22 protein-coding genes and 1 tRNA gene are annotated in these 22158 nt (G+C 68.1%); 16 read left to right on the plus strand and 7 right to left on the minus strand.

Annotated elements, in window-relative coordinates:
• Positions 1-186 precede the first annotated feature (186 nt).
• Positions 187-765 (minus strand): ATP-binding protein, encoded by a 579-nt coding sequence (locus ACYVD5_RS00340; protein ID WP_460998791.1) that lies wholly within the window; start codon positions 763-765, stop codon positions 187-189.
• 95 nt (positions 766-860) lie between these two features.
• Positions 861-1862, minus strand: a complete 1002-nt coding sequence (locus ACYVD5_RS00345; RefSeq protein ID WP_460998792.1) for a helix-turn-helix domain-containing protein — start codon at positions 1860-1862, stop codon at positions 861-863.
• Between the two features lie 189 nt (positions 1863-2051).
• Here ACYVD5_RS00345 and ACYVD5_RS00350 point away from each other — a divergent pair, with 189 nt between their 5' ends.
• Together ACYVD5_RS00350 and ACYVD5_RS00355 are read left to right on the plus strand one after the other, a co-directional pair.
• On the plus strand, positions 2052-2921 hold the full coding sequence (locus ACYVD5_RS00350) for a helix-turn-helix domain-containing protein (protein WP_460998793.1): 870 nt from the start codon (positions 2052-2054) through the stop codon (positions 2919-2921).
• Positions 2918-3121, plus strand: a complete 204-nt coding sequence (locus ACYVD5_RS00355; protein ID WP_460998794.1) for a DUF397 domain-containing protein — start codon at positions 2918-2920, stop codon at positions 3119-3121. Before ACYVD5_RS00350 ends, ACYVD5_RS00355 begins: the two co-directional genes overlap by 4 nt.
• Positions 3122-3168: 47 nt before the next feature.
• On the opposite strand, the gene ACYVD5_RS00360 is transcribed toward ACYVD5_RS00355, so the two are convergent.
• Positions 3169-4341 (minus strand): UDP-N-acetylglucosamine--N-acetylmuramyl-(pentapeptide) pyrophosphoryl-undecaprenol N-acetylglucosamine transferase, encoded by a 1173-nt coding sequence (locus tag ACYVD5_RS00360; RefSeq protein WP_460998795.1) that lies wholly within the window; start codon positions 4339-4341, stop codon positions 3169-3171.
• A gap of 347 nt (positions 4342-4688) precedes the next feature.
• On the opposite strand from ACYVD5_RS00360, the gene ACYVD5_RS00365 reads away from it, so the two are divergent.
• The 3 genes from ACYVD5_RS00365 (at position 4689) to ACYVD5_RS00375 (ending at position 6860) form a co-directional block, all read left to right on the plus strand.
• Complete coding sequence (locus ACYVD5_RS00365; RefSeq protein WP_460998796.1) at positions 4689-5387, plus strand: hypothetical protein; 699 nt, start codon at positions 4689-4691, stop codon at positions 5385-5387.
• A gap of 447 nt (positions 5388-5834) precedes the next feature.
• A complete protein-coding gene (locus tag ACYVD5_RS00370) occupies positions 5835-6461 on the plus strand; it encodes a DUF6879 family protein (RefSeq protein WP_460998797.1) in 627 nt (208 codons plus the stop codon).
• A 129-nt stretch (positions 6462-6590) separates the two neighbouring features.
• Positions 6591-6860 carry a hypothetical protein gene (locus ACYVD5_RS00375; protein WP_460998798.1) on the plus strand — a complete coding sequence of 90 codons (270 nt, stop codon included), beginning with the start codon at positions 6591-6593 and terminating at the stop codon, positions 6858-6860.
• A 205-nt stretch (positions 6861-7065) separates the two neighbouring features.
• Here ACYVD5_RS00375 and ACYVD5_RS00380 read toward each other — a convergent pair whose 3' ends face one another.
• Entirely contained in the window at positions 7066-8019 is a 954-nt protein-coding gene (locus ACYVD5_RS00380) for a quinone oxidoreductase family protein (protein ID WP_460998799.1), read from the minus strand.
• Between the two features lie 50 nt (positions 8020-8069).
• Between ACYVD5_RS00380 and ACYVD5_RS00385 the strand changes: the two genes are divergently transcribed.
• A complete protein-coding gene (locus ACYVD5_RS00385; RefSeq protein WP_460998800.1) occupies positions 8070-8690 on the plus strand; it encodes a TetR/AcrR family transcriptional regulator in 621 nt (206 codons plus the stop codon).
• Positions 8691-8973: 283 nt separating this feature from the next.
• On the opposite strand, the gene ACYVD5_RS00390 is transcribed toward ACYVD5_RS00385, so the two are convergent.
• Positions 8974-9291, minus strand: a complete 318-nt coding sequence (locus ACYVD5_RS00390) for a hypothetical protein (RefSeq protein ID WP_460998801.1) — start codon at positions 9289-9291, stop codon at positions 8974-8976.
• Positions 9292-9638: 347 nt separating this feature from the next.
• Here ACYVD5_RS00390 and ACYVD5_RS00395 point away from each other — a divergent pair, with 347 nt between their 5' ends.
• From ACYVD5_RS00395 to ACYVD5_RS00430, 8 genes are all read left to right on the plus strand, one after another.
• On the plus strand, positions 9639-11957 hold the full coding sequence (locus ACYVD5_RS00395) for a hypothetical protein (RefSeq protein WP_460998802.1): 2319 nt from the start codon (positions 9639-9641) through the stop codon (positions 11955-11957).
• Complete coding sequence (locus ACYVD5_RS00400; protein WP_460998803.1) at positions 11932-12498, plus strand: hypothetical protein; 567 nt, start codon at positions 11932-11934, stop codon at positions 12496-12498. The genes ACYVD5_RS00395 and ACYVD5_RS00400 overlap by 26 nt, the downstream gene beginning before the upstream one ends.
• A 158-nt stretch (positions 12499-12656) precedes the next feature.
• The gene (locus ACYVD5_RS00405; RefSeq protein WP_460998804.1) at positions 12657-12824 is read left to right on the plus strand and encodes a hypothetical protein; all 168 of its coding nucleotides are present in this window, start codon (positions 12657-12659) and stop codon (positions 12822-12824) included.
• Between the two features lie 410 nt (positions 12825-13234).
• Positions 13235-15871, plus strand: coding sequence for a hypothetical protein (locus tag ACYVD5_RS00410; protein WP_460998805.1), 2637 nt, complete (start codon positions 13235-13237; stop codon positions 15869-15871).
• A 5-nt stretch (positions 15872-15876) separates the two neighbouring features.
• Positions 15877-16380 (plus strand): hypothetical protein, encoded by a 504-nt coding sequence (locus ACYVD5_RS00415; RefSeq protein WP_460998806.1) that lies wholly within the window; start codon positions 15877-15879, stop codon positions 16378-16380.
• Between the two features lie 57 nt (positions 16381-16437).
• Entirely contained in the window at positions 16438-17382 is a 945-nt protein-coding gene (locus tag ACYVD5_RS00420; protein ID WP_460998807.1) for a hypothetical protein, read from the plus strand.
• Between the two features lie 124 nt (positions 17383-17506).
• Positions 17507-19249, plus strand: coding sequence for a sensor histidine kinase (locus ACYVD5_RS00425; RefSeq protein WP_460998808.1), 1743 nt, complete (start codon positions 17507-17509; stop codon positions 19247-19249).
• Positions 19250-19251: 2 nt separating this feature from the next.
• The gene (locus ACYVD5_RS00430; RefSeq protein ID WP_460998809.1) at positions 19252-19914 is read left to right on the plus strand and encodes a response regulator; all 663 of its coding nucleotides are present in this window, start codon (positions 19252-19254) and stop codon (positions 19912-19914) included.
• A 27-nt stretch (positions 19915-19941) separates the two neighbouring features.
• Here ACYVD5_RS00430 and ACYVD5_RS00435 read toward each other — a convergent pair whose 3' ends face one another.
• The gene (locus ACYVD5_RS00435) at positions 19942-20511 is read right to left on the minus strand and encodes a hypothetical protein (RefSeq protein ID WP_460998810.1); all 570 of its coding nucleotides are present in this window, start codon (positions 20509-20511) and stop codon (positions 19942-19944) included.
• Between the two features lie 118 nt (positions 20512-20629).
• On the opposite strand from ACYVD5_RS00435, the gene ACYVD5_RS00440 reads away from it, so the two are divergent.
• Positions 20630-21121 carry a MarR family winged helix-turn-helix transcriptional regulator gene (locus tag ACYVD5_RS00440; RefSeq protein WP_460998811.1) on the plus strand — a complete coding sequence of 164 codons (492 nt, stop codon included), beginning with the start codon at positions 20630-20632 and terminating at the stop codon, positions 21119-21121.
• A 173-nt stretch (positions 21122-21294) separates the two neighbouring features.
• Positions 21295-21621 (plus strand): DUF4333 domain-containing protein, encoded by a 327-nt coding sequence (locus ACYVD5_RS00445; protein WP_460998812.1) that lies wholly within the window; start codon positions 21295-21297, stop codon positions 21619-21621.
• Between the two features lie 363 nt (positions 21622-21984).
• Here ACYVD5_RS00445 and ACYVD5_RS00450 read toward each other — a convergent pair.
• Positions 21985-22057 (minus strand) — tRNA-Lys (locus tag ACYVD5_RS00450).
• Positions 22058-22158: the final 101 nt, after the last annotated feature.

The raw sequence follows: 22158 nt of genomic DNA on the forward strand, positions 1-22158 counted from the left end.
GCGCCTGAGGCGGCTGCCGGGTTTCGCGCGGGCGCGGTGCGGGAGCGGCTCCGCCAGCACCGCCGGGCGGGCGGGATGCCCCGCGCCGGGCGGCTTCCCGGCTCCGGGAGGCGCCGCTCGGCGGGAAGCGGCGGCCGCGCGGGGCGGCACACACTTCGCGCAGCCGGGGGGAGAGGGCGGTCGGGGTCATCTGATGTCCTCCTGAGTGGTGAATTCGGCCCACACAGCGGTGCCCAGCTCGGCGCAGAAGGGGTAGGGCACGACCGGCGCAGTGCCCCAGCGGTCGGCGAGGGATTCGACGAGCAGCAGCCCGCGGCCGCACTCGGCACTCGCCCGCTCTGCAGCGGTGCCTCCGTACTGCACCTCGGGAACGGTGTCCGGGGAGCCGTCGTCGACGACGACCAGCCGCAGCGTCCGCGGCTTGGGGGCGAAGAGCGCGCGCACCACGCGACCGGCGGGTTCGCCGGAGCGGGTGTGCTCGGCGGCGTTGGCGAAGGCTTCGGTTGCACAGAGCGTGATCGTTTCGGTCAGGTCATCGGGCACGCCCGGCGTCTTGGCGAGGTCGGCGCGCAGGTCGGCGCGGAGCCGCGCGGCCTGCGCGGTCACTCCCGGGTAGACGCGCGGGGGCCAGGTGGTCTGCGGATTCCGGACCAGCGCCGGGGCCGTGGCCACGGCAGTGAAGTTGCTGGACAGCTCGGGCTGTGGCGGCACATGCGGCACAATGGCCATGTCGGCGGCTCCATTGGGGTGTGGAATGTCGGCCATGCTCTGGGGGTGCGTGGGGCGCACTCGCCAGAGCTTTTACGTGTCGGAAAAGCACGTGCTGGGTATTACCGCCCCGCTAACCACCGCACGACGCCTTAATCGGCCGCCGCGCGCGCCTGTACAGCCGGATTGCGTGTGGATGCGGCCGGATTGGTGGCTGGGGGTGCGGCTGGGACTGCCGAATCGGCGGCCGCCGGATACGCAGCGGCACCGAGGGTGGCCGCTGCGGTGCCCGACGCGTTCCCACTGGTGATGGCGCGGCGCGGCGCGGACCGCTCGGCGGCCTCCTTGAGCAGGGCCAGCGATTCGGCGACGGGCAGTGCGGCGCCCTGCAGGGTCGCGAACAGGTCCGCATAGCCCTTGATGTGCGTGGCATCGGTGACCAGCGCGCCCGGCCCCCGCGGGTGCGGCGTGTAGGCGAGCGCGTGGCGGGGCGAGTAGGACAGCGTCCAGAACGCGCCGCGCAGGCCGGGGTGGTGGGGTGTGGCGCTCGGGATGACGTACACCGTGATGTAGGAGGCCTGCGCGAGCCGGTGCAGGTGGGCGAGCTGGTCGCGGGTGGTTTCGGGGCCCTCGACGGTGCGGTGCAGCGCGGCCTCGTCGAGGATGAGGCAGTGGTACGGCGGGCCGGAGGATCCGGCCATCAGCCGGGGCAGCCGCGGCCGGTCGCGAACCAGGTAGTGGGCTTCCATCGGGCGTTCGGCGCGGTCCAGGGCGCGGGTGTAGTCCTCGGTCTGGAAGTGTTCGGGGATGACCAGCGGCGCGAAGACGCGGATCTGGCCCGCTTCGCGGTGCAGTTGGTCGACGCCGGCGCCGGTGCGGACATGGTGGCTGATGAAGACCTGCGCCCAGGCGTCGACCAGGACGCCTTCGGCGCCGAACTCCCGGTCCAGCCGCTCGATGGCATAGCGCCCGGGGTCCTCCTCGCCCGATTCGATCTTGCGAAGGGTGAACTCCCCGACCCTGGCGCGGGCGGAGAGGTCGGGAAGGGTGATGCCGAGCTTCTCGCGGGCGGAGCGGATGCGCTGGCCGAGGCGGGGCCAGGGGGTGGGGGTGGGGTCGTCTCCCTCTACATGTACCTGTTGTGTCCTGGCCATGGAGTCCCTCCAAGGAAGCCTCTGCACTGGTTGTAACTTGCTGGATTCGTACGGCTACCATGGTGCCCTAGGAGTAATTACTTTGGCAATTACTTTCGAATAATTATTCGGAGCGTTCGGCAAGCATCTCGATGACCGACATACTTGCGGTGCGGTGGCAGTGAGCACGGAGGCAGGGGAGCACGACGCATGAGCCAAGATCCGCAGGAGCAGCACAGTCCGATCGCCAGTCGACTGTGGCTAGGCACGATGCTTCGAGACCTCCGGGAAGAGGCAGGGCTGACCGGCACGCATGTCGCGCGGGAGTTGGGAGTCCATCCACCGCGAGTCTCGAACATGGAGAAGGGGAAGTCGATCCCCAGCAAGGTGGAGCTGGCTAAGTTGGCGGAGTTGCTGTCGGTCCCTGAGGACCTCACAGGCGTGCTTCGGGAACTAGCGTCCAACGCACGCAGGAAGAGCTGGACCACTACCTATGAAGACGTGCTCCCAGCGAAGTACGAAAAGTACGTGGGCCTTGAAGAAGTGTCGATCAGCCTGAAGGACTGGCACACGCATATGATCTGCGGCCTACTGCAGACGGCTGATCATGCACGTGCCCTCCTGTCCGAGCTGAACCCCCGCGCTGCCGAGCATGACCGGGAACGTCTTGTTGAGCTTCGCCTCCGACGCCAGCAGGTACTTGACCGTACGCCTGAGCCACTGCAGCTCTGGTCAATCATGGAGGAGCATGTCCTACGTCGCCCGATAGGCGGCTCTAAGGTCCACTACGCCCAGCTAAAGCACATCCTCGACATGCATGAGCGGTCCCACGTGACCATACAGATCATCCCGACGACCTGTGGCGCTCATACCGGGCTGGACGGGCCGTTCTCGCTACTGGAGATCGGACCGAGCTATCCACCCATCGTCTACATCGAGAGTCGAGGAGGAAACACTTACAAAGAGGGCATAAGGGAGATATCCCTTCACAAATCTATATACGACCAACTTCAAGGCGCAGCGCTGCCGCCAGTAGAGTCAGCGAAGCTCATTAAGACGATCATGGAGGAGTTCGCATGAAACGCGCTGGCTTCGACCAAGAGACAGCGATCTGGTTCAAGTCGAGCTTCAGTACCGGGTCCGCCAACTGTGTAGAGATAGCCGACACCGCCGACATCAGCGCCATCCGCGACACCAAGCACCGCGACCTCGCCACCCTCACCTTCCCCCAACCCGAGTGGCGCGCCTTCCTCTCCGCCGTGAAGGACGGGGGCCTGTGAAGGCCCGGCGCGCCACCTCTCCCCGGATCCCCCGTATCCCCCGTCGGCTACTTCGCCGCTGCGCTGAGCACGACATCCACCAGCCGGTCGGCGGCGTCGGGCTTGCCGTGCTCGCGGGCCTTCGCGGCGACGGCGGTGCGGCGGTCCGGGTCGTCTAGCAGCGGCTCCAGCTTCTCGCGGAGCAGCTCCGGCGTCACCTCGTCCGGCAGTGCGAACGCGGCGCCCGCCTCCTGCAGGTGGCGGGCGTTGTGCCGCTGCTCGTCGCCGGCCGACGAGGCCAGCGGGATCAGCACAGCGGCCTTGCCCAGCGCGGTCAGCTCGGCGATGGTCCCGGCGCCGCTGCGGGAGATCACCACGTCGGCCAGCGCCAGCACGTCGGGCAACTCCGGGCCGACGAACGCGGTCAGGTGGTAGCGGGCCGCCGTCTCGGCGTCGAGGTCCGGCGTGGCCTCGCGCAGCGCCTCGTAATTGTTCTCGCCGCACTGGTGCACGACGTTGGCGCGCTCCAGCAGCCACGGGAGCAGGTCGCGGACGGTGTTGTTGATCTGCACCGCGCCCTGGGCTCCGCCGGTGACATAGACCGTGGGCAGGTCCGGGTTGTGCCCCTCGAAACCGAGCCCTTTCGCGCCCAGCTCGGCCTGGCCTTCCAACACCGCCGGGCGCACCGGGTTGCCGGTGACCACCGCGTTGGCGCGGGCGGAGCCGGACAGCAACTCCAGGGTGTTCTCGGAGGTGACCGCCATGCGCGCACCCGCGCGCGCCAGCACCTTGTTGGCCAGCCCTAACAGCACCGTCTGCTCGTGCACCACCAGCGGGCGGCCCGCCATCCGGCCGGCCAGGCCGATCGGCACGGCGACGTAGCCGCCGGTGGCCAGCACCACGTCGGGGCGGAAGTCGGAGACGACCCGGCGCGACTGGAAGACTCCGCGGAAGGCCTTGCCCATGTCGCGGATGTTCTCCGGCGAGGCGAGCTTGAGGGGGTTCTTCGCCCGGCGGATCTTGCCGGTGGCGACCTCCTGGAACGGGATCCCGTTCGCCGCGGCCACCCGGCTCTCCAGGCTGTCGGCGGCGCCGACCCACAGCACCTCCAGCCCGCGCCCGGAGGACTCCAGCCGCGACCGCAGGGCGTTGACAGCGGTCAGTGCGGGATAGGTATGGCCCCCAGTGCCCCCGCCGGTGACGATCAGTCGCAAATCGCGCGGGGAGTCGGTGTTGTTCACACTTGTCCTCTCTAGGCAGCAGACGCCTTGTAGGACGCCCGTTAACTGAAGTTGGTGCCTCGGAAGGCAGGGAGACCCGCGTCACCCCCTCCGGGGCGTCGCTGCCGCCGCGCCGAATACCACCACCCGACGGTTCACCAAAAAGGGCATTTCGGGAGGAGTCACCGCGCATCTGAAGTCATGGGGAAGGCAGCGGGATGCACCCGGCACACGAATGGTAGGCCGTGCTACTGCCGAGTCCGGCCAACCGGCACCGGACGGCCCGCCCTGGCGGGGGCCGCCGACCCTTTCCGGTAGCGTCGCCCAGGTCATCCCGCTATACCGTGCAGCTCAGAAACGAGACCGCTATGCCGACGCCCGGATTTCGACCGCACACGCTCGATGGCGACGGCTGCCCCAGCTGGATCAGCGGGTTGGCCACCGCCGACCCGAACCACATCGTGCACGTGGTGAAGGGGCTGGAGCCGGCAGAGGTGCTGGAGATGCTCGGCGCCGAACCGTCGTCGGTCCAGACGTGCGAACTGCCTGGTGAAAAGCCCAACGAGTGGACTTCGCTGCCTGAGGCGGCCCTCGGTGCCGATGGGCACGACTCCCCCGAAGACGCCGACTACGCGGAATACGGCGAACCGGCGTCCGCGGCGGGCACGCTGCTGGCGGGAAGCATCGGTGCCTGGACGTTCATCTACGACGACGCGGGAGCCACCGTCCTGCCCGGCACAACGGCGGCGCTCGCCGGCCACCGGCGCACCGCTGCGACGAGCCGGCTCACCCTCGACGGGGACACCAGCGTCATCTACGCCGTCGACGCCGAGGAACTCGCCTCGATCAACGTCGACGACCTCGACCTGGAGGCGGACCTGCCCAACCTGCCGCCCAACCTCCGCGCCGCGTTCGCCGCGGCGGGCACGATCGAGGACGACGGCGAGCCCGACCCCAACATCGGCATGCGCGCCGTCTGCGCTCTCGCCGGATTGCAACGCACCCTCAAGGACCTGCGCCAGACTCCCCTGCTGGTGGCGCGCATGCCGCTCAACTTCGGCTACTGATCCCGGAGGTTGCCGGGCCGACCAAGACGGCGGCGGGGCCGGCAGTGGCGGGCCGGGCACTCCCATCGGTGGCCGGCCGGCGGCTCAGCTCCACTATGCGGCCTTGCCCGCGGCCGAGCGGCGGGCGGTCTGCGCAGGAAAGCGGCACCAATGGCCGCGGGGCCGGGCGGGTGCCCGCGTGTCCCTTATTTCCCGGTTCCGGAGCAGTGCGGGGCAACGGCCCTGCGGAAATGACGAGATCCGGCGCCGGATCTCGTCATTTCCGCAGGGCAGCCGCGATCACCCCCGCAGTTGAGGTGGCGGCCGGGCACCGGGCGGGCCCGGGAATCTGTGGATAGGGCGAACGGCTGCGATCACGCTGTGCAATGCTGTAAAGGCGAGTAGTGCTGACCGACCGCGCACCGGGCGACTCGCCACCCAACCCTTCCGAAGCAGAGGACGGAATCTGTGGGCGACAGCATCTTCGACCGCATCCGCACCGCTGAAGGCACTGTTCTCGACCGTCCGACCTTCCACGCCGACAGTGACCGGGAGGAAGACCAGCTCGACGGCGGCGTGGTTTGGAAACTCGAACGCTCACAGTTCTTCAACGAGCTTGACGACCCCGCGTGGGACGCGTTCGTGGCCGGCGATTGGACGCGGGTCATGGAGATCTTCGAGGGAGAACGCGACTGGATCAGGCGGGAGGTCGGCCGCTATACCCGGCAGGGCCTGCAGTTCCGGCGCCTTCGCATTGTCGAGTACCCGCCGACGCCCTACTTGCAGTGGGAATCCCACAGCCACCGGATCTTCGTCGAATGCGGGCACGCCATCAGCGCCCTGCCGACCACCGCCATCGCCCACCTCGAAACCGCGGCGTCGTTGCCGGAGCTGATGGTCTACGGCCAACAGGTCCTCTACCAGGTCCGCTACAACGGCCAGGGGACACCCATCGGCGCCAAGCGGGTTGACGATCCCGCACTCGTGGCAAGTGCCGTCGCTGCCATCACCGACCTCTGGCGGCGCAGCGAACCCTTCCTGGACTACTTCAACCGGGACATAGCGCCATTACCCGTTCCCGCTGCCGCAGATTGACACTGCGCTTCGCCCACTCCAAACACGTAGGCAGATCTGCCATCGCACGCAAACCGGACATAGTGTAAAAGTCCGACGATCGGGAATACGTCAAGGCGGCCTTACCCCGCCACACCAAAGGAGCCCTTTATGGAGCGTCCCTGGGACGTAGACCCCTCCGCCCAGTTCAAGCGGCGGCTCGGCAAGACAGCGGCCGAACTGGAAGTCAGTCGCGTCGGAAAGGACTGCCCCGAGTTCTGGGAACTGGACAACGGCGACGTCGCGATCATCGGCAGGGACGCGACCGCCCTGCTGGCGGACAGAATGCCCGATGGCGTCGGTATGGCATCGGATGAGCGCATCGTCGTCGTACCAGGAGCCCAGTTTCGTTCGACTATCCCGGACGTCACCGATGAGTAATCGAACTCCCCAGAGGTAAATCACCGGGTGGCGTCCGGTGCCCACCACAGCTGCCGGACCGGGGATGCGTGCGATGCGGCCTTCCCGCACAATCCCCGGCCCGGCGCGTCGGTCGGGGCCGGGCGGCGATCCGGTCCGCGGACGTCCAGGCCCTGGTCGGCTCGGCCCCTGCCAACGCAAGGATCTACGTGCTACGCGCCACGTCCTACGGAATGAGCAGCAGTTTTCCCGTGGTCCTGCGTGATTCGATGTCCGTGTGGGCGCGGGCGGCCTCTGCCAAGGGGTAACGGCCGCCGACCCGGACGGTCAGCTCTCCCTTTTCCGCGAGCGCGAGCAGCTCTCCCGTGTGGGCCGTGAACTCTTCCGGAGTGCGGACGTGGTCCTCGGTGTTGGGGTAGGTGATGCGGATGCTTCGTGGGATCTGGTCCATGCGGATGGACGGCGGCTCTCCGGCCAGCACCCCGTAGAACACCAGCGTGCCGTGCGGGCGCAGCACGTCCTGGGAAGCCTGGAAGGTGGTGGGACCTCCGGCGTCGTAGACCACATGGACCCCTTCACCGCCGGTGAGCTCCAGGACCCGTTCGCGGAACACTTCACCGGTGGAGACCAGGACGTGATCGGCGCCTGCATCAGCGGCCATCTCCACCTTCTCCGGCCGCGACACCAGTCCGATCACGGTGCCCCCGCGTGCCTTGATGAGCTGGGTCAGCATGCGTCCGACTCCGCCTGCGGCGGCGTGCACGACCGCGATGTCTCCCGGAGCCACGGGGTGTGAGACGGTCGCGAAAAGATGCGCGCTGACTCCGTGCACCAGCAGACTCGCGGCCGTCTCGTCATCGACCCCATCGGGCAGTCGGACGGCGGCGCCTGCGGGAACCGCGACCTGCTCGGCGTAGCCGCCCTCGTTCGGGCTCATCCATGCGACACGGTCGCCAGGGGCGAATCCCTGTACGCCGTCGCCGGTTTCCGTGACGACGCCCGCCCCTTCCAGTCCCGGCACATCGGTGCGTGCCTGGCGGCGCGTGCTGGTGTCGATGAAGTTTATGCCCGCCGCGTGGACGTTGACCAGAATCTCTCCGGGTCCGGGCCGGGGCGCCGGCCGTTCTTTTTGTTGCAGGACTTCTGGTCCACCTGGTTCGTTGATCACAATCGCTTTCATGCCGGGGACGGTAATTGTGGAAAAATGTACCCGCAAGTACAATCTCTGAGGTGACCACCAAGAAGGGCGCCGCGACCCGTCTGCGCATCGTCGAAGCGGCCGCGGCCGAGATCGTGGAGCACGGGGCCGGCGCTCTGACGCTGGATGACGTGGGGAGGCGCAGCGGCACCGGCAAGGGGCAGCTGTTCCACTACTTCCCGCGGGGCCGCGAACAACTCCTGCAGGAGGTCGCCGAGCATGAAGCCCGGCGGATCTTCGATGATCAGCAGCCGTACCTGGGCGAACTGACCTCGCGCGCAGCCTGGCTGACGTGGCGCGACACGCTGGTCGAGCGCTACCGCGATCAGGGACTGCACTGTCCGCTGGGCCCATTGATCGCCGGCGCGGGGCAATCCGGTAGCGCGGCCCGATCTGTCGCGGCGCAATTGAGCCGGCGGTTGCAGGACTGTCTCCGGAGCGGCATCGAGAACACCCAGTCTGCCGGGGAAGCCGATCCCGCCTTGGATGCCGATCGCACGGCGGCGGCCGTGATCGCCGCCTTCCAGGGTGGTGTCAGCTCATTGGCGGCGACCGGCTCTGCGGAACACTTGGAAGCAGGCCTCGACTTCTGTCTCGACCGGCTACTGCTCAGGCCGCCCGGGACCGCCTCTGCGGGCGTGGGCGGCGTCTGATCCGACTTGGCCGACGGGCGGCCCGGGAGGATGGCGTCGGCCATTGCCAACGGCGGGATCTGCCTTCGGACATGCCGTCGGCGAGCACCGTCCGCACCTTCTCCGGATCATTCGCGCCGCCCGGGCGGGTTGCCGCCGGGCGGGAGCGCACCGTCCGCTCGGCGGCAGCCGGCGTCCGGTCATCCGACGGGTGCCGACGCACGCCGCACCCGGCGGTTACGGACTTCGACCGGTGGCAGCCGCGGACGGCTCAGGCGGCTGGTCGGGCGGCTGGTCGGGCGGCTCAGGCGTCGTCGCCGGCCGCCGCCTTCGCCTTCTCGCTGCGCCGCGCGCCGATACCGACCGCGATCATCAGGCAGACGATACCGATGGCGGCGGCATCGATACCGAGGCCGCTGCGGACAACGGTGACGACGCCGGCCACCACGGCTACAGCAAGCGCTACCCACAGCAGCCGCTCCGAGGTGATGAACTTTCCCATGTAGGGATTCCTTCCTTCATTGCGTCGTGCGGTGCGGGTCTGGCGGCACCAACCGGTCTCGTAGCGGATGAAGCGCCATACACCGAGCGTGCCGAACACTAGCGCGTGGCCGATCGGCATCAGCGGGCCGGGCTGCCGAGCGCGGGCGGTCGCCTCTGCGGTTACCGGTCGGCGGCCCGGACAAGGGCGGCCCAAGAGCGCGTCCGGTCGCGCGGGACCGGCTCCCTGCTCAACGCAAGCACGAAGCGTAGGCCACGCGGACCCCGGCGTGGCCGGTTCCGGCCACATGTTTCACGACTCGCTCTAAACCCCGCCCCGGTACGCAGCGAAGACTCCGCCTCTCGCCCACCGCTCACAAGTGCCCCGGATTTGCATGCTCCCAATTGCGAATAAAACGCCCACTCCAGTCACAAATCCCGCTTTACGGTGAGTTCGACCGACCGGGACGAGTGTCGAAAGGGCGGGCAATGAACACGCAGATCCCGGCGGGACTGGCCGATGGCATCGACCCCGGCGCCATCACAATCCCCCAAGTCAGAATCGAGCTCCTCGAGGAAGCGGCAAAGGCCATCAAGGATGATGGCCAGGACGTTTCCGACGTCGGCAACGACATCAAGTCGGCCTGGGGCGGCTTGGCAGGCGTCTACAGCGCTCCCGAAGACGAAACCCTGTTCTCCGCGATCGACCCGGTAGCCACCAAAGGCGACGACGTGCACAGCGCGGCAACCACCGTCGGCGACGCGCTGCTGACCTTTGCCCAGGACGTGCGCCCCATCCTCCGGCGCTGGCACAGCCTCAAAGACGATGCCGAGGACATGCAGGGCCACATCGACGACAACGAGGACTGGCGCCAGGACGAAGAGAAGGTCGAGGAGTTCAACCAGCTCAACAACGACCTCCTCAAGGCGCAGAACGACTTCATGGCCGCCGAGCGCGAGTGCGCCAACAAGATCACCGCACTGTTCGGCGGCACGACGTTCGTGGCCACCGAACCGGGCGGCGAAGGCTCGGCCGGCAAAGGCGAGCAGGCCTACGGCTACGACGAGGCGCCCCAGGATGTGGCCACCCCGTGGGCCGTCCCCCAAGAACACGACGCCCCCTGGTACACCGACGTGTACGCCGCCGGCGTCGACCTCACCTGGGGATCCGTCAAGGACGGCCTGGGCATGGTCGGCTTCCACGACGGCCAGGGGAACTGGACGCTCGACCGCGACGAGGTGGCGGCCAACACCCGCCGGTACTGGGGCGACGCCATCGCGGGCACGGCCATGCTCGCCGGCTACAGCGAGGGCGAGTGGAGCTGGGGCACGGCAGGCACCGCCTGGAAAGAGGCCGCACACTCCATGGTGCCCTGGCGCGAGTGGGGCGACCGGCCCGGTTATGTCATCACCCAGGGCGTGGTCAACATCGGCAGCATCGCCCTCGGCGCGGGGCTGGCGATCTCCGGATACGGCGCCCCGGTGGGCGGGGCACTGCTGGCATGGCGGGGCACCCGCGTCATGCGCGCCCTCGGCAAGGTCGGCGACCTCGCCCCCGACTCGGGCGCGCCGGGCGGCGGCCACGGTAGCGGCCATGGTTCGGACGGCTCCGGCGACGGCAATGGATCCGGCGACGGGCTCGACCTGGGTCTGGAACCCGACGGCTCCGGCCGGCGCGACGGGCCGCCCACGACAGAGGACATCCAGCGCGAACTGGGCGACTGGGAGGCCATCGCCGCCGACATCGGCTGGGAGCAGACCCTGCAGCGCGCCGCCGACCTCTCCGAGCTGTCCGAGCAGCGCCAACCCGCCCTGGTAGGCGCCCCCGACGGCGACCTCGAAATCAACGCCAACGCCAACGGCCCCGACAACCCGCCGACGACCAAACCGGTCCCGCCCCTGCCCGATTCCCCCTCCGCACCGGAGCGCCCGTCCGCTCCCCCGATACAAACCCCAACGGGCGACGGCACCGGCCCGGGCTCCGGCACACCGCTCAATGGCGGCGGTGGAGGCGGCGACCGCCCGCAGTTCCTCGGAGGTGGGCGCGGACGCGGTGAGGGGGAGGACGGCCCGGAGAACAGCGGACGACCGGACAACCCGCCCGAACAACCACCCCAGGAACGCCCGGAACCATCGGAACCTGAGGCACCCGATGACAAGCCGTCCGACCAGGAAGGGGATACTCCCAACGAGCCGACAGACGATCCGGATCCGGCCGACGCGGGTGACGGGTCACTTGAGGACGATGCCAGCCGACCAGGGAATCGGCCGGAGGAGGAACCTGGGAATCAGGACTCTGGCAGCGACTCCGCTGACGATGACGGAGGTACGGAGCAAAATCAGCGGGGTGGGTCGTCTAAGCCGGATTGGCTTGTCGATGCCGAAGCAGGAAATGACTTCAATAAGAGACGCGAGCCGCACTACACCGAACTAGGGGGAGCCAATGAAGTCCACGTCGGAGAGCGAACTCCAGGAAACCAGTATAGACGACTTGACTCGTACATCCCTGAACAAGAAATTGTATCCCGAAAATACACACAGCTTTCCGAGATCCAAGAAAGCACCGCGTTTGGCTACCTGCAAGACCTGTTCACTAACTACCCTCCGGGCACAGTCATCGCAGACACTCCCACCAACCGGCGGGACCTCGGTGATAGCGCCATAGGAACGCGACTAAGCGGTGATATGATACTCGAAGTTCCCATACAAAAATTTCCTGTCCCAAATCGCATCCTAGAAAAGGCGGAAGATTTGGGCATAATCATCCGCGATGAGGCGGGAAATGTTCACGAACTACCCGACGAATAACAATAGGAATAAAATGGAAAATAACAATAGCAAATCAGGGGTCGAATACACGTGGACCTGGAACTTTCGCCGAAACCGCGCAGGAACCCCTCTAACCGAGGCAGAGGCGCGATCCCGGCATGCCACCGGGGAGGACTACATTGCCATAATCGGCCGCAGTCCAGGAACATCCCATCCCGTCCTTGTCACGATATCCGGAAATTATGGGTATGCGAGCACACTATTTTTGGATGAACACGGGCGGCCAAAAATGGAGTACCAATTTTCCCAGAAAAACAAGGACCAAATGTTCCTGGAGACCGTCCACATATGGAGCTATGCCGATGACAATCCAAAACACACCCGCAAAGATGCGAACATGATCGAAAAATATACATACCGCGAAGACGGATATGCAAGGCAAGAAAAAATCAATGCAATCGAGAATTTCAAAGATATAAAAGAATCTACGGACGTTCCTGTGCAAAACAACTGGGAGCCGGTTCCCGAGTTCGGCAGCTACGAATCCATAGCTCGATGGGAACGCCGTCCCGAGAAGTGAATCACTGAAAGAGAGATTTGGTGATTCCGATGGACGGGAACTTCTACGCAGCCGTAGGAGAACTCTACATCCCCGTCCGGGAGCGCTGATCCGCCCTTCACCAAACGCCGACTAGACTCGCGGCTCCGTTCCATCCCCCGGCAACGTTCGGAGCACAAGTGAATTTCGTAGTTGCTGCCCTGCTCACCGCCTTTGCCGTGCTTCTTGTCGTACGCAAGCAAGTGCTGAACAAGCGTGGCGTACAGGTCTCCACCTGGGAGAACATCCTCACGGTGGTCCTGTTCGCAGGCGCTTTAATAGCGTGCGCGCTCCAGATCGTGATGTAGCCGCTGCGGCTACCCGCTCGGCCTGAGCCGCGGGTAGCCTTCCGCTGGAAATCCGCTGGACATGGCCTCGGTATACCGGCGGCCATCAATCTCGGCTGATCCCATTGCCGGCCGGCGGCGGCCCGGCTCGGGCGCGGAATGTGTTCCCCATTTTCCGTGCTCGAAACCCAGCTGTCCGGGTCCTAAACGCGCGTCGGCGCCGCGCTCGGGTTGGCCGGTTTCGGCCAGGCATTTCGCACCCCGATCCGGTCGTACCCCCGCTACCAGGAACAACGCCGTCCTGCTGCTTCCACCCGCGAAAGGCCCGGGCCTGCATGGCCGCAATCGCGGACAAATCGCCCACCTAACTCGCCGGTTCCGCTTTACCTTGAGGTTCGAACGACCGGGGCCAGTGTCGAAAGGGCAGGGCGATGAACACGGAGATCCCGGCCGAGTTGGCTGATGGCATCGACCCCGAGGCCATCACGATTCCCGACGTGAAAATACAGGACCTCGAAGAAGCAGCACGGGCCATCAAGAACGATGGCCAGGACGTTTCCGACTTCGGACAGGACATCAAGACGGCCTGGGGCGGCCTCGATGGCATCTACAGCGCCCCCGAAGACGAAACCCTGTTCTCCGCGATCGACCCGGTAGCCACCAAAGGCGACGACGTGCACAGCGCGGCAACCACCGTCGGCGACGCGCTGCTGGCCTTTGCCGAGGAGGTCCGCCCCATCCTCCGGCGCTGGCGCGCCCTCAAACTCGATGCCGAGGACATGCAGGCCCACATCGACGACAACGAGGACTGGCGCCAGGACGAGGACAAGGTCGAGGAGTTCAACCAGCTCAACAACGACCTCCTCAAGGCACAGAACGACTTCATGGCCGCCGAGCGCACGTGCGCCAACAAGATCACCGCACTGTTCGGCGGCACGACGTTCGTGACCACTGAACCGGGCGAGGAAGGGTCGGTCGGCGCCGACGAGCAGGCCTACGGCTACGACGAAGCGCCCCAGGACGTGGCCACCCCGTGGGCCATCCCCCAGCAGCACGACGCGCCCTGGTACGAGGACGTCGGCGCGGCCGTGGTCGACCTCACCTGGGGATCGGTCAAGGACACCTTGGGAATGGTCGGCCTCCACGACGGCCAGGGCGATTGGACCATCAATCCCGGCGAGATGGCAGGCAACGCCGGTGCGTACTGGAGCGACGCCGCGGCCGGCGCGGCGATGCTCGTGGGCTACGGAGAGGGCGGCTGGAGCCTGGAAAATGCCGGTACCGCCTGGAAGGAGGTCGCCCACTCCATGGTGCCCTGGGAAGAGTGGGGCGACCGACCGGGCTATGTCATCACCCAAGGGCTGGTCAACATCGGCAGCATCGTCGCCGGTGTGGCGCTGACCGCTACCGGGGTTGGAGCTGTGGCGGGTGTGCCCCTGTTGGCGTGGCGGGGCACCCGCATCATGCGCGCCGTGAGCAATGTCGGCGACGCCGCCCCCGAAACCGGTACGCGGGACGGCGACGGCAGTGGTTCGACCGGATCCGACGGATCCGGCAATGACCTCAACCTGAATATGGAGCTCACGGGTTCCGGCCGGCGAGACGGGCCGCCCACAACCGAGCAGATCCAGCGGGAGCTGGGGAGCTGGGAGGAGATGGCCGCCGAACTCGGGTGGGAGGAGACCCTTCGGCGGTCCGCGGAATTCTCCCAACCGGCCGAGCAGCGCGAACCGGCCCTGGTCGGCGGCCCTAACGGCGATGCCGAAATGAACGCCGACGGCGACGGCCCCAACAACCCGCCACCCGCCAACCCCATCGCGGATCCGATCCAATCGCCCGCACCGGACCGCCCGGCCACGCCGACGCCGAACCCGTCGGGTGACGCCACCGGCCCGGGTTCCGGCATCCCACCCAATGGAGGCGGTGGAGGGGGCGGGGGTGGCGGAGGCGGTCGTCCGCCGTCCCCCGAGGGCGACGGCGGGGGCGAGCGCGATGGCGAGGGCGGTGCCCCAGGAGAAGAGAACCCGCCAGGGCAACCATCGCCGCAACGCCCGGAGAACCCGGAGTCCCCAGAGAGCCCGAGCCCGGAGACCGACCCGCCGGCCGACAAGCCGTCACGGCAGGAGGAGGCGCCCGAAGCCGATCCGGCCGACGACAACGTCGAGCCGACCGGAGAACAACCGCCGTCTACAAAACCGGATAATGCGGACGCCCCTTCGCACCGGGACGAGGGCGGCGGCCAAGAGGAGAACCAGGAACCCGGCCGGCAGCCGCACGACCCGGAACGCGAGCGGCTCTTGGAGAGGGCGGAAGAGGCGGAGCAGAAGCTCCGTGCCGGCGGGCTGACCGACCAGGAGATTTCCGACCTGTTCGGAGGCCATCCGCGCGACGGGGACCAGTGGGAGAGGGCGTACGGCGCCCTCCGCCAGGAGTTCCCCAAAAAGCTGCGCGATATATTGCACCCGCAGGCGACCAGGTTCGCGTTCGACGGCGCCGCCGACCCGAGGGAGTTCGCCTACCGGTATGAATACTTCAAGGCGGTTTACGGTGAACAAGTCGATTACTTCAAGAATCTCGGACCCGACAGCCACCAAGGAATTTCCCGAAATGCCGCCGCGGCCGGCCGCATGGACGATGTCGACGTGCAGTCCATGCTCGAGTCCGACCACCAGAAGATATCGGAGCTCTGGGGGCAGGATCCGGTAGAGGTCGACCCGTCGGCCGACCAACACGAAATCAATCAGATCCTGAAGGACAACTCCACGAATATCGGAATGGGACACCCCACGTCCACGGCTTACCACATCCGAAAGCATTTCAACGAACTGCCTGCTTTAGAACAAGGAGCGGACAAGGTAGAATCGTACCATCAAAGCGCAAGCGAGACCGTCCGAAAGGGGAATATTGCCGAGTGGCATAAGAACCAAGACGGAACCATCGACCTAGTATACGAACGCAACGTATACGACAGCGACGATAATTTGATCAAAAAACTCGATGCGCGCATCGTGGTGCGCAGCGATGGGACTCCTATCATGAAAACCTACGGCGAGAGCACGAGAAAATAACCGAAATGCTCGACTCGGACGAGTATACATGGAACCCACAGGAAATCAAGGAGAAAATACTCGACCTTCTTGAACGTGGACGGGAGAAAGATATCACCCAAGCCACGCACACTGCACTGGATTGGCTGGCGCGGCTTTATATATCCCTAGGTAGCCGGTACCCCAGAACAGGCGGATTCATCGAATTCAAACAGCAAGTAATATCGGAACTAAAGTCGCCGGGCAACAACGGTGCCGTGTTCCTATACATACAAAAATGCATGGATCGTTCGACTATGCTGTGCCCGGACCAGTACGCGGTGGCATGCCGCATGCGGTCCGTCATCCAGATCTTCTGCGACGAGTTCATGCACATCGACCTCCTGCTTCCGGAGCCTGACCGCGGAGACATCGAAGAGATCGATGAGTTCCTGGCCCGGGAACGGGATTTCAAGACGGACATGGAATTCGACGTTCCCGACTGGGTACCCGCCCACCACTGGTGGTGGACCATACACAGCAACAAGTAACATTCCCCGGATATTGGTCAGGCCCTGCGCTGCCCGCCCACCACCTGGAGACACACGTTGACCGAAAACCCCTCCCCTGCAGAGATCGCCGCATCGCGCATGTCGCCGGATGCGGTCCAGCGGCGGCTCGACGCCGACATCGCCGCGGTCGAGGGCCTGGGGCGCCGCGGCGCGCGCGTCGATCCGGCGGAGTCGGAGTCCGTCCTCCAGCAGATCCGTGCGCAGGCCGGCTCGATCGGGTTCGACTCCCCCGTCGAGGCGGCGGCGATGTCGAGGCGGCGCATCCAGGAGGTTCCGCCGGCCATGCTGGGCGGGGAGTCGCTGATCGCCGACTTCCACGCGGCCGTCACCCGGGTGGTCGCCGATGGGGAGCCCGTCGCCGACACCGCTGCGCACGAAGGCGGCGGCACGGCCGTGTTCCACTACACCGCCGAAGAGGCGGCGAGCACGACCGCAACGCTGGAAGCCGCCGTACATGTCGCCGGCAACGGCGCGGTAAGGCTGGAGTCCTTCGGCTGGCCCCGGACCACGGTGCGCGCCCCCATCCACACGTTCCGCGGCGGCACGGACGCCTACCTCGGCCAGGCCGCGGCCGATCTGCGCCACACAGCGCCCCACTTCGACCGCGGCATGCTCATGCTGCTCGGCGCGGCCGTCGCCAGTGGTACCGCGCCACTGGCCGGCAGCGGCCGCGCCGCCGCCATAGCCGAGGCCCTCGCCGGCAACCGCGCCGCGCTCGATGCCTATGTCAGCGCTGCAGAGGACTACTCCCTCAATTCCGAGCACGGCTGGTACGGCGCGTGCCTGCACCGGTCGGCGCTGGAGACCGCGTTCGAGCATTTCCTCGGTTCCGCGGCGTTCTCGCTGATCGACATGGAAGAGGTGAACGGAATCGACGAGGAACTCCAAGAGCGCTTCGCCGATCCGCGATACCTCCCGCTGGCCGCCACTCCCCCGGGCGTCCCGCCGCACCACTGGTGGTGGCACCCGGCCGGGCGCTGACCCCGCCCTCCCGCCCTCCGGGGCAGAAAGGCCGGCCGGGCCCCGGGGTCCGGTCATCCGGCACTTTCGGGGGAGGGCGGCGGGCCGCCGGGCTGCTTACAGTTCGGGGGTGCGTGGAGCGAACATGACGGGCAGAGCGGCAGCGGCGTTCGGGCTGCTGCGTGGGCCATGGGCGGCGCGGGCGCGCGACGCCGTGCTGGCGGCGGGCGTGATCGCGTGCTGTGTCGGCGCAGTGGCAATGACCGGCCCCGCGGGTTCGGCCTCGGTGTTCGTGCCGCTGCTCGCACTGGCCGCCGCTGCGGCGGGACGGGCGTCGGCCGAACACCGCGCCGTGCCGTTGTGGCTCGGCGGAACCCTGGTGTGGTGCCTGGCGCGCGCCCTGCTGGAGGCACAGGTGTGGTCGGGGGTCGCCGGCGCCGTCATAACGGTGATGTTCGGGGTGCTGCCCTGGCTGGTCGGCCGGTATCTGCGCCAGCGCGGCGCCCTTCTCGATGCCGGGTGGCAGCGCGCCGAATCCCTGGAACGGGAGTTGGCGGCGGTCTCCGAGCAGGAGCGGCTGCGCGAACGCGCGCGCATCGCCGAGGAGATGCACGACCTGCTCGGCCACGAGCTGAGTCTGATGGCCGTGCGCGCCGGCGCGTTGGAGGTCGGGCCCCGGCCGGACGACGACGAGTTCCGGCGCGCGGCGGGCGACCTGCGCGCAGGTGCGACCGCGGCCACCGACCGCCTGCAGGCGATCGTCGGCGTGCTGGACGGCGGCGATGGCGGCGATGGCGGCGGCGCGCGCACGTCCGGCGCCGACCCCGAAACCTCCGCCCCTGCCCCGAAGTCCGCCCGGGCTCCCTCCGGCGGGATCGCCGGGCTGGTCCGGCGGGCGGCCGCTGCCGGAATGGCGGTCGACTGGGACGGCGCGGAGCCGCGCGGTCCGGAACCGGTTGTCCGGCTCGCCGAAGCCGTGGTCCGCGAAGCGCTGACCAATGCCGCCAAACACGCCCCGGGCGCGCGCGTGCGCGTCACGCTGGCCACGCGCCTGCGGCCCGCGCGCGCCGAGGGCGCCGCGCCGGCCGCAGGGGCCGTCTCCGGTGCCTCCGCAGCATCGGCCGTGCGGGCCGTGTTCGCCGCCCCGTTCGACCGGGTCACCCGCCGATCCGGAGAGACGGCGGTCTGCGTGGTGAACGGCACCGCCCCGCACACCGGCTCGGGCTCGGACGCCACTGCAGCCCCGGGCGCGCCCTCGTTGGCCGGCGGCGGCCGCGGGCTGGAGTGGCTGGACGAGCGGGTGCGCGCTGCGGGCGGCACGTTGGAGTCGGGTCCGTGCGGCGACAGCGGGTTCCGGGTCGCGGCCCGGCTGCCGACCGCCCGCGCCGGCGTCCGCCCGCGCGGCACCGCCCGCGCCCCCGTTGCGGACACGCGGCCGCGGCGTCCGCACGAGCCGGTGTCGGTACTGCTGGTCTGCGTCGGGCTGCTGGCTCCCCTCCTCGTCACCTGGTATGCCTACGCCGCCCATCTGGAGCGCAGCGCCGGGCTCGGCTCCGCGGAGTACGCGCGGATCCAGGTGGGCCAGCCGCGCGCGCAGGCGGAGGCGGTGCTGCCCGAGGGATCGCTGCCGGGTAACGTGTTCGTCCCCGATGCGCTGCGCGGCGCAGGTGGCGGCGGCCCGCCGCCGGCATGCTCCTTCTACCGCTCCCGGCTCGGACCGGCGTGGTCGCCCGCGTTCACCTACCGGGTCTGCTACCGCGATGGCCGCGTGGTGGCCAAGTGCGCGTACAACCAGGCACGGCGAATCACAGCGGACGGCCTGCGCTGCCAGACCGCCGCCGAGGCGGCGCCCGGGGGGCGCAGCACCGGACACGGGACGGGAGGGTGATCGTGATCAGGGTGGGGCTGGCCGACGACGAGGCACTGATCCGCACCGGTGTGCGTACGATCCTGTCGGCCGATCCCGGTATCAAGGTCGTGGGCGAGGCGGGTTCGGGCTCGGAACTGGTTGCGATGGCCGCCCAGACCCGGCCCGATGTCGCGCTCGTGGACATCCGGATGCCCGGTGGCGGCGGTCTGGATTCGATCGCCGAGCTGCGGCGCGTCTCGCCCGGCACCGCCGTGGCCATGCTGACGACCTTCGGCAAGGACGAGTACGTGGTGCGCGCGCTGGACGAGGGCGCCAGCGGCTTCCTGCTCAAGGCGGGCGATCCGCGCGAGCTCATCGCCGGGGTCAACACGGTGGCGGCGGGCGGCGCGTGCCTGCCGCCGAAGCTGGCCCGGCGGCTGGCCACCCGGTTCCGCCAGGAGCCGGAGTCCGCGCCGGACCCCGCTGCTGCGGCGGAGCGGCGCGTGGCGGCGCTGAGCCCGCGGGAGCGCGAGGTGTTGGCGCTGATCGGCGAGGGCCTGCCCAACTCCGGAATCGCCCGCCGCCTGCATCTGGCCGACGACACCGTCAAGACCCATGTCAGCTCGGTCCTGGCCCGCCTGGACGCCGCCAACCGCGTCCAGGCGGCGATCGTCGCCTACCAGGCGGGGCTGGTGCGCGGCTGATCCGGCGGCCGGCCGGCTGCGGCCGGTTCAGACCTCGGCTCCGAGGAGGCGGCCGCCCTCGATGAGCGCCTGGCGGACCGCGGCCACCACCCAGATCATCGTGAACGCGATAACGGTCAGGTTCTTGACCGCCAGCAGCACTGCCCAATAAACGTCCTCAGCGGAGTCGGGCAGCCACAGCGGCACGATCTGCTCGGGGATGACGTTGAAGACCGCGGTGAGCCCCAGCAGCAGCGCCGCCTGCACCAGCAGGCTCGGCCACCTGCGGTTGAGGAACGCCTTGAACCGGCGGCCGGCGCCCAGGTGGTTCCACCGCCGCACGTCCGCGTCGAGCACGATGGCGAGCCGGACGACCAGGACGACGAGCACCACCCGCGCGCCCTCGGCAAGGACCTCCAAGGCGATGTGGGCGGGAGCGGAGAACGCCGCGCCCCACAGCGCGACGGCGAACCGCTCGGCAGCGGGGATCAGCGAGATGCCCGCCACCAGGGCGAAGTGCCGGATGTAGCAGGCCAGCGCCCAGCGCGGGACCTGCAGGCCGAGTCGGATTCCGCTGGCGGGTACGGGCGGCGCGGTCGTTGTCGTGCTGTCGGTCATGAGATCTCCCGATGTCGGAGCGCACCGATCCGGCTATTTAGTTCAATAAAGTAAAATATTTAGTAAGCTAAAGCAAGTGCCAAGGCGGCCGCGTAGGAGAACGGGGGACAATCGGGGCGTGAGTGACACAGAATCCGACCGGGCACAACAAGGCGCCGACCTGGGATGGCGGTTGAGCACCGCAGTCGTGCTGTTCCACGAGGCCGTCGGCCGCCGCCTGGGGCTGAGCGCGCTGGACCACCGCACACTCGGGCTGATCGAGCGCGCAGGCCCGCTCACCGCCGGAGCGCTGGCCGAGTCGACGGGGCTGACCCCCGGCGCCGTGACCGGCCTCGTGGACCGGCTGCGCCGCCGCGGCTATGTGCAGCGCACCCCCGACCCCGCGGACCGCAGGCGCGTCCTCATCTCCGTGGATACCGAAGCGCGGCCCGACTTCGCCGGCGCTTTCACCGGCCTCTCGGCGGCGATGGCAGAACTGGTCGCCAAGTACGACGACGCCGAGATCGCCGCGATCAACGACTTCGTGACGAACTCGGTCGCGATCCTGCACGCCGAGACCCAGCGCCTGAGCGCACAGGACGGCGACGGCCCGGCAGGCGCCGGGGGGTGACACGGCGGCCCGGACGGCACCGTCCGGGTACACGATCGCGGCGCCGCCGCGCACCCCGCTGTAGCGGTGCTGCCGACCGGGCCGAGTGAACCGGACAATTGCGATGGAACCGTTCGGACCTTCCGCGGGTCTCACTCCGTGGCAAGCCGATGACCACCGCATAGGAGGCGACAATGCACGGAGCCCGAGCACGGCAGTGGACCATTGCGGGTGCAGGGGTACTGGCGCTGCTGCTATCCGCAGGCTGCAGCTTCAATTTCAGCGCAGGCGGCGGCACCAGTGTGGACAGGGAAACGGTGGCCGAGGAGGCCGCCAAGCAGTTGGAAGCCCAGGTCGGGCAGACTCCGGACGACGTGACCTGCCCGGAGGACCTTCCCGGTGAGGTCGGCGCATCGATCCGCTGCGAACTCACCGCGGGAGGCGAAACCCTCGGTGTGACGGTCACCACCACTGAGGTCGACGGCTCGAACGTCAACTTCGATATCCAGGTCGACGGTTAACCCGCGGGCTGACCGGCCGTGATTCGCAGTCGGTCGGTCAAGGCGGCCCGTTTGCCGCGCGAACGGCGGGCGCAGCACCGCCCGCCTGACGCGGCGGTGTCGGCGCTCTCCTCGACGCGCACTCGCCCCGGGGAATCCGCGGGCGGTCCGATGGCAAGGGTGCCGTGTCCGCACGGGGCCGGTTCTTCGGTGGGCGAGAACCGGCGCGGTAGTCGGCTGCAGCAGCGCCGGGCGCCCGGACGTGCGAATGCGGTGGCCGGCAGGGCGGACTCGGGCGGACCCCGGCGGATCAGGGCAGGCGGCCACCTGGCTGCGGCGTGCCCGGACCGCGGGTGGGATATCCGTCAACCTGCGGAAATAGGGTGCGCCATCCAGGACTCGAACCTGGAACCCACTGATTAAGAGTCAGTTGCTCTGCCACTTGAGCTAATGGCGCGGAAATGCAGAGGGGCAATGGGCGGATCGACGGGATCCTTTGTGGGGACCGGCGGTGCGCCCAGGGACGGCTCGGTACTTGTTCGGCCCGTTACCGGCCCC

This window comes from Streptomonospora sediminis (genome assembly GCF_054778995.1).

Coding starts and splice junctions, on each gene's coding strand:
- ACYVD5_RS00340 (WP_460998791.1), bottom strand. CDS start 765: ATGGCCGACATTCCACACCCCAATGGAGCCGCCGACATGGCCATTGTG.
- ACYVD5_RS00345 (WP_460998792.1), bottom strand. CDS start 1,862: ATGGCCAGGACACAACAGGTACATGTAGAGGGAGACGACCCCACCCCC.
- ACYVD5_RS00350 (WP_460998793.1), top strand. CDS start 2,052: ATGAGCCAAGATCCGCAGGAGCAGCACAGTCCGATCGCCAGTCGACTG.
- ACYVD5_RS00355 (WP_460998794.1), top strand. CDS start 2,918: ATGAAACGCGCTGGCTTCGACCAAGAGACAGCGATCTGGTTCAAGTCG.
- ACYVD5_RS00365 (WP_460998796.1), top strand. CDS start 4,689: ATGCCGACGCCCGGATTTCGACCGCACACGCTCGATGGCGACGGCTGC.
- ACYVD5_RS00375 (WP_460998798.1), top strand. CDS start 6,591: ATGGAGCGTCCCTGGGACGTAGACCCCTCCGCCCAGTTCAAGCGGCGG.
- ACYVD5_RS00380 (WP_460998799.1), bottom strand. CDS start 8,019: ATGAAAGCGATTGTGATCAACGAACCAGGTGGACCAGAAGTCCTGCAA.
- ACYVD5_RS00390 (WP_460998801.1), bottom strand. CDS start 9,291: ATGCCGATCGGCCACGCGCTAGTGTTCGGCACGCTCGGTGTATGGCGC.
- ACYVD5_RS00395 (WP_460998802.1), top strand. CDS start 9,639: ATGAACACGCAGATCCCGGCGGGACTGGCCGATGGCATCGACCCCGGC.
- ACYVD5_RS00400 (WP_460998803.1), top strand. CDS start 11,932: ATGTTCACGAACTACCCGACGAATAACAATAGGAATAAAATGGAAAAT.
- ACYVD5_RS00410 (WP_460998805.1), top strand. CDS start 13,235: ATGAACACGGAGATCCCGGCCGAGTTGGCTGATGGCATCGACCCCGAG.
- ACYVD5_RS00415 (WP_460998806.1), top strand. CDS start 15,877: ATGCTCGACTCGGACGAGTATACATGGAACCCACAGGAAATCAAGGAG.
- ACYVD5_RS00425 (WP_460998808.1), top strand. CDS start 17,507: ATGACGGGCAGAGCGGCAGCGGCGTTCGGGCTGCTGCGTGGGCCATGG.
- ACYVD5_RS00435 (WP_460998810.1), bottom strand. CDS start 20,511: ATGACCGACAGCACGACAACGACCGCGCCGCCCGTACCCGCCAGCGGA.
- ACYVD5_RS00445 (WP_460998812.1), top strand. CDS start 21,295: ATGCACGGAGCCCGAGCACGGCAGTGGACCATTGCGGGTGCAGGGGTA.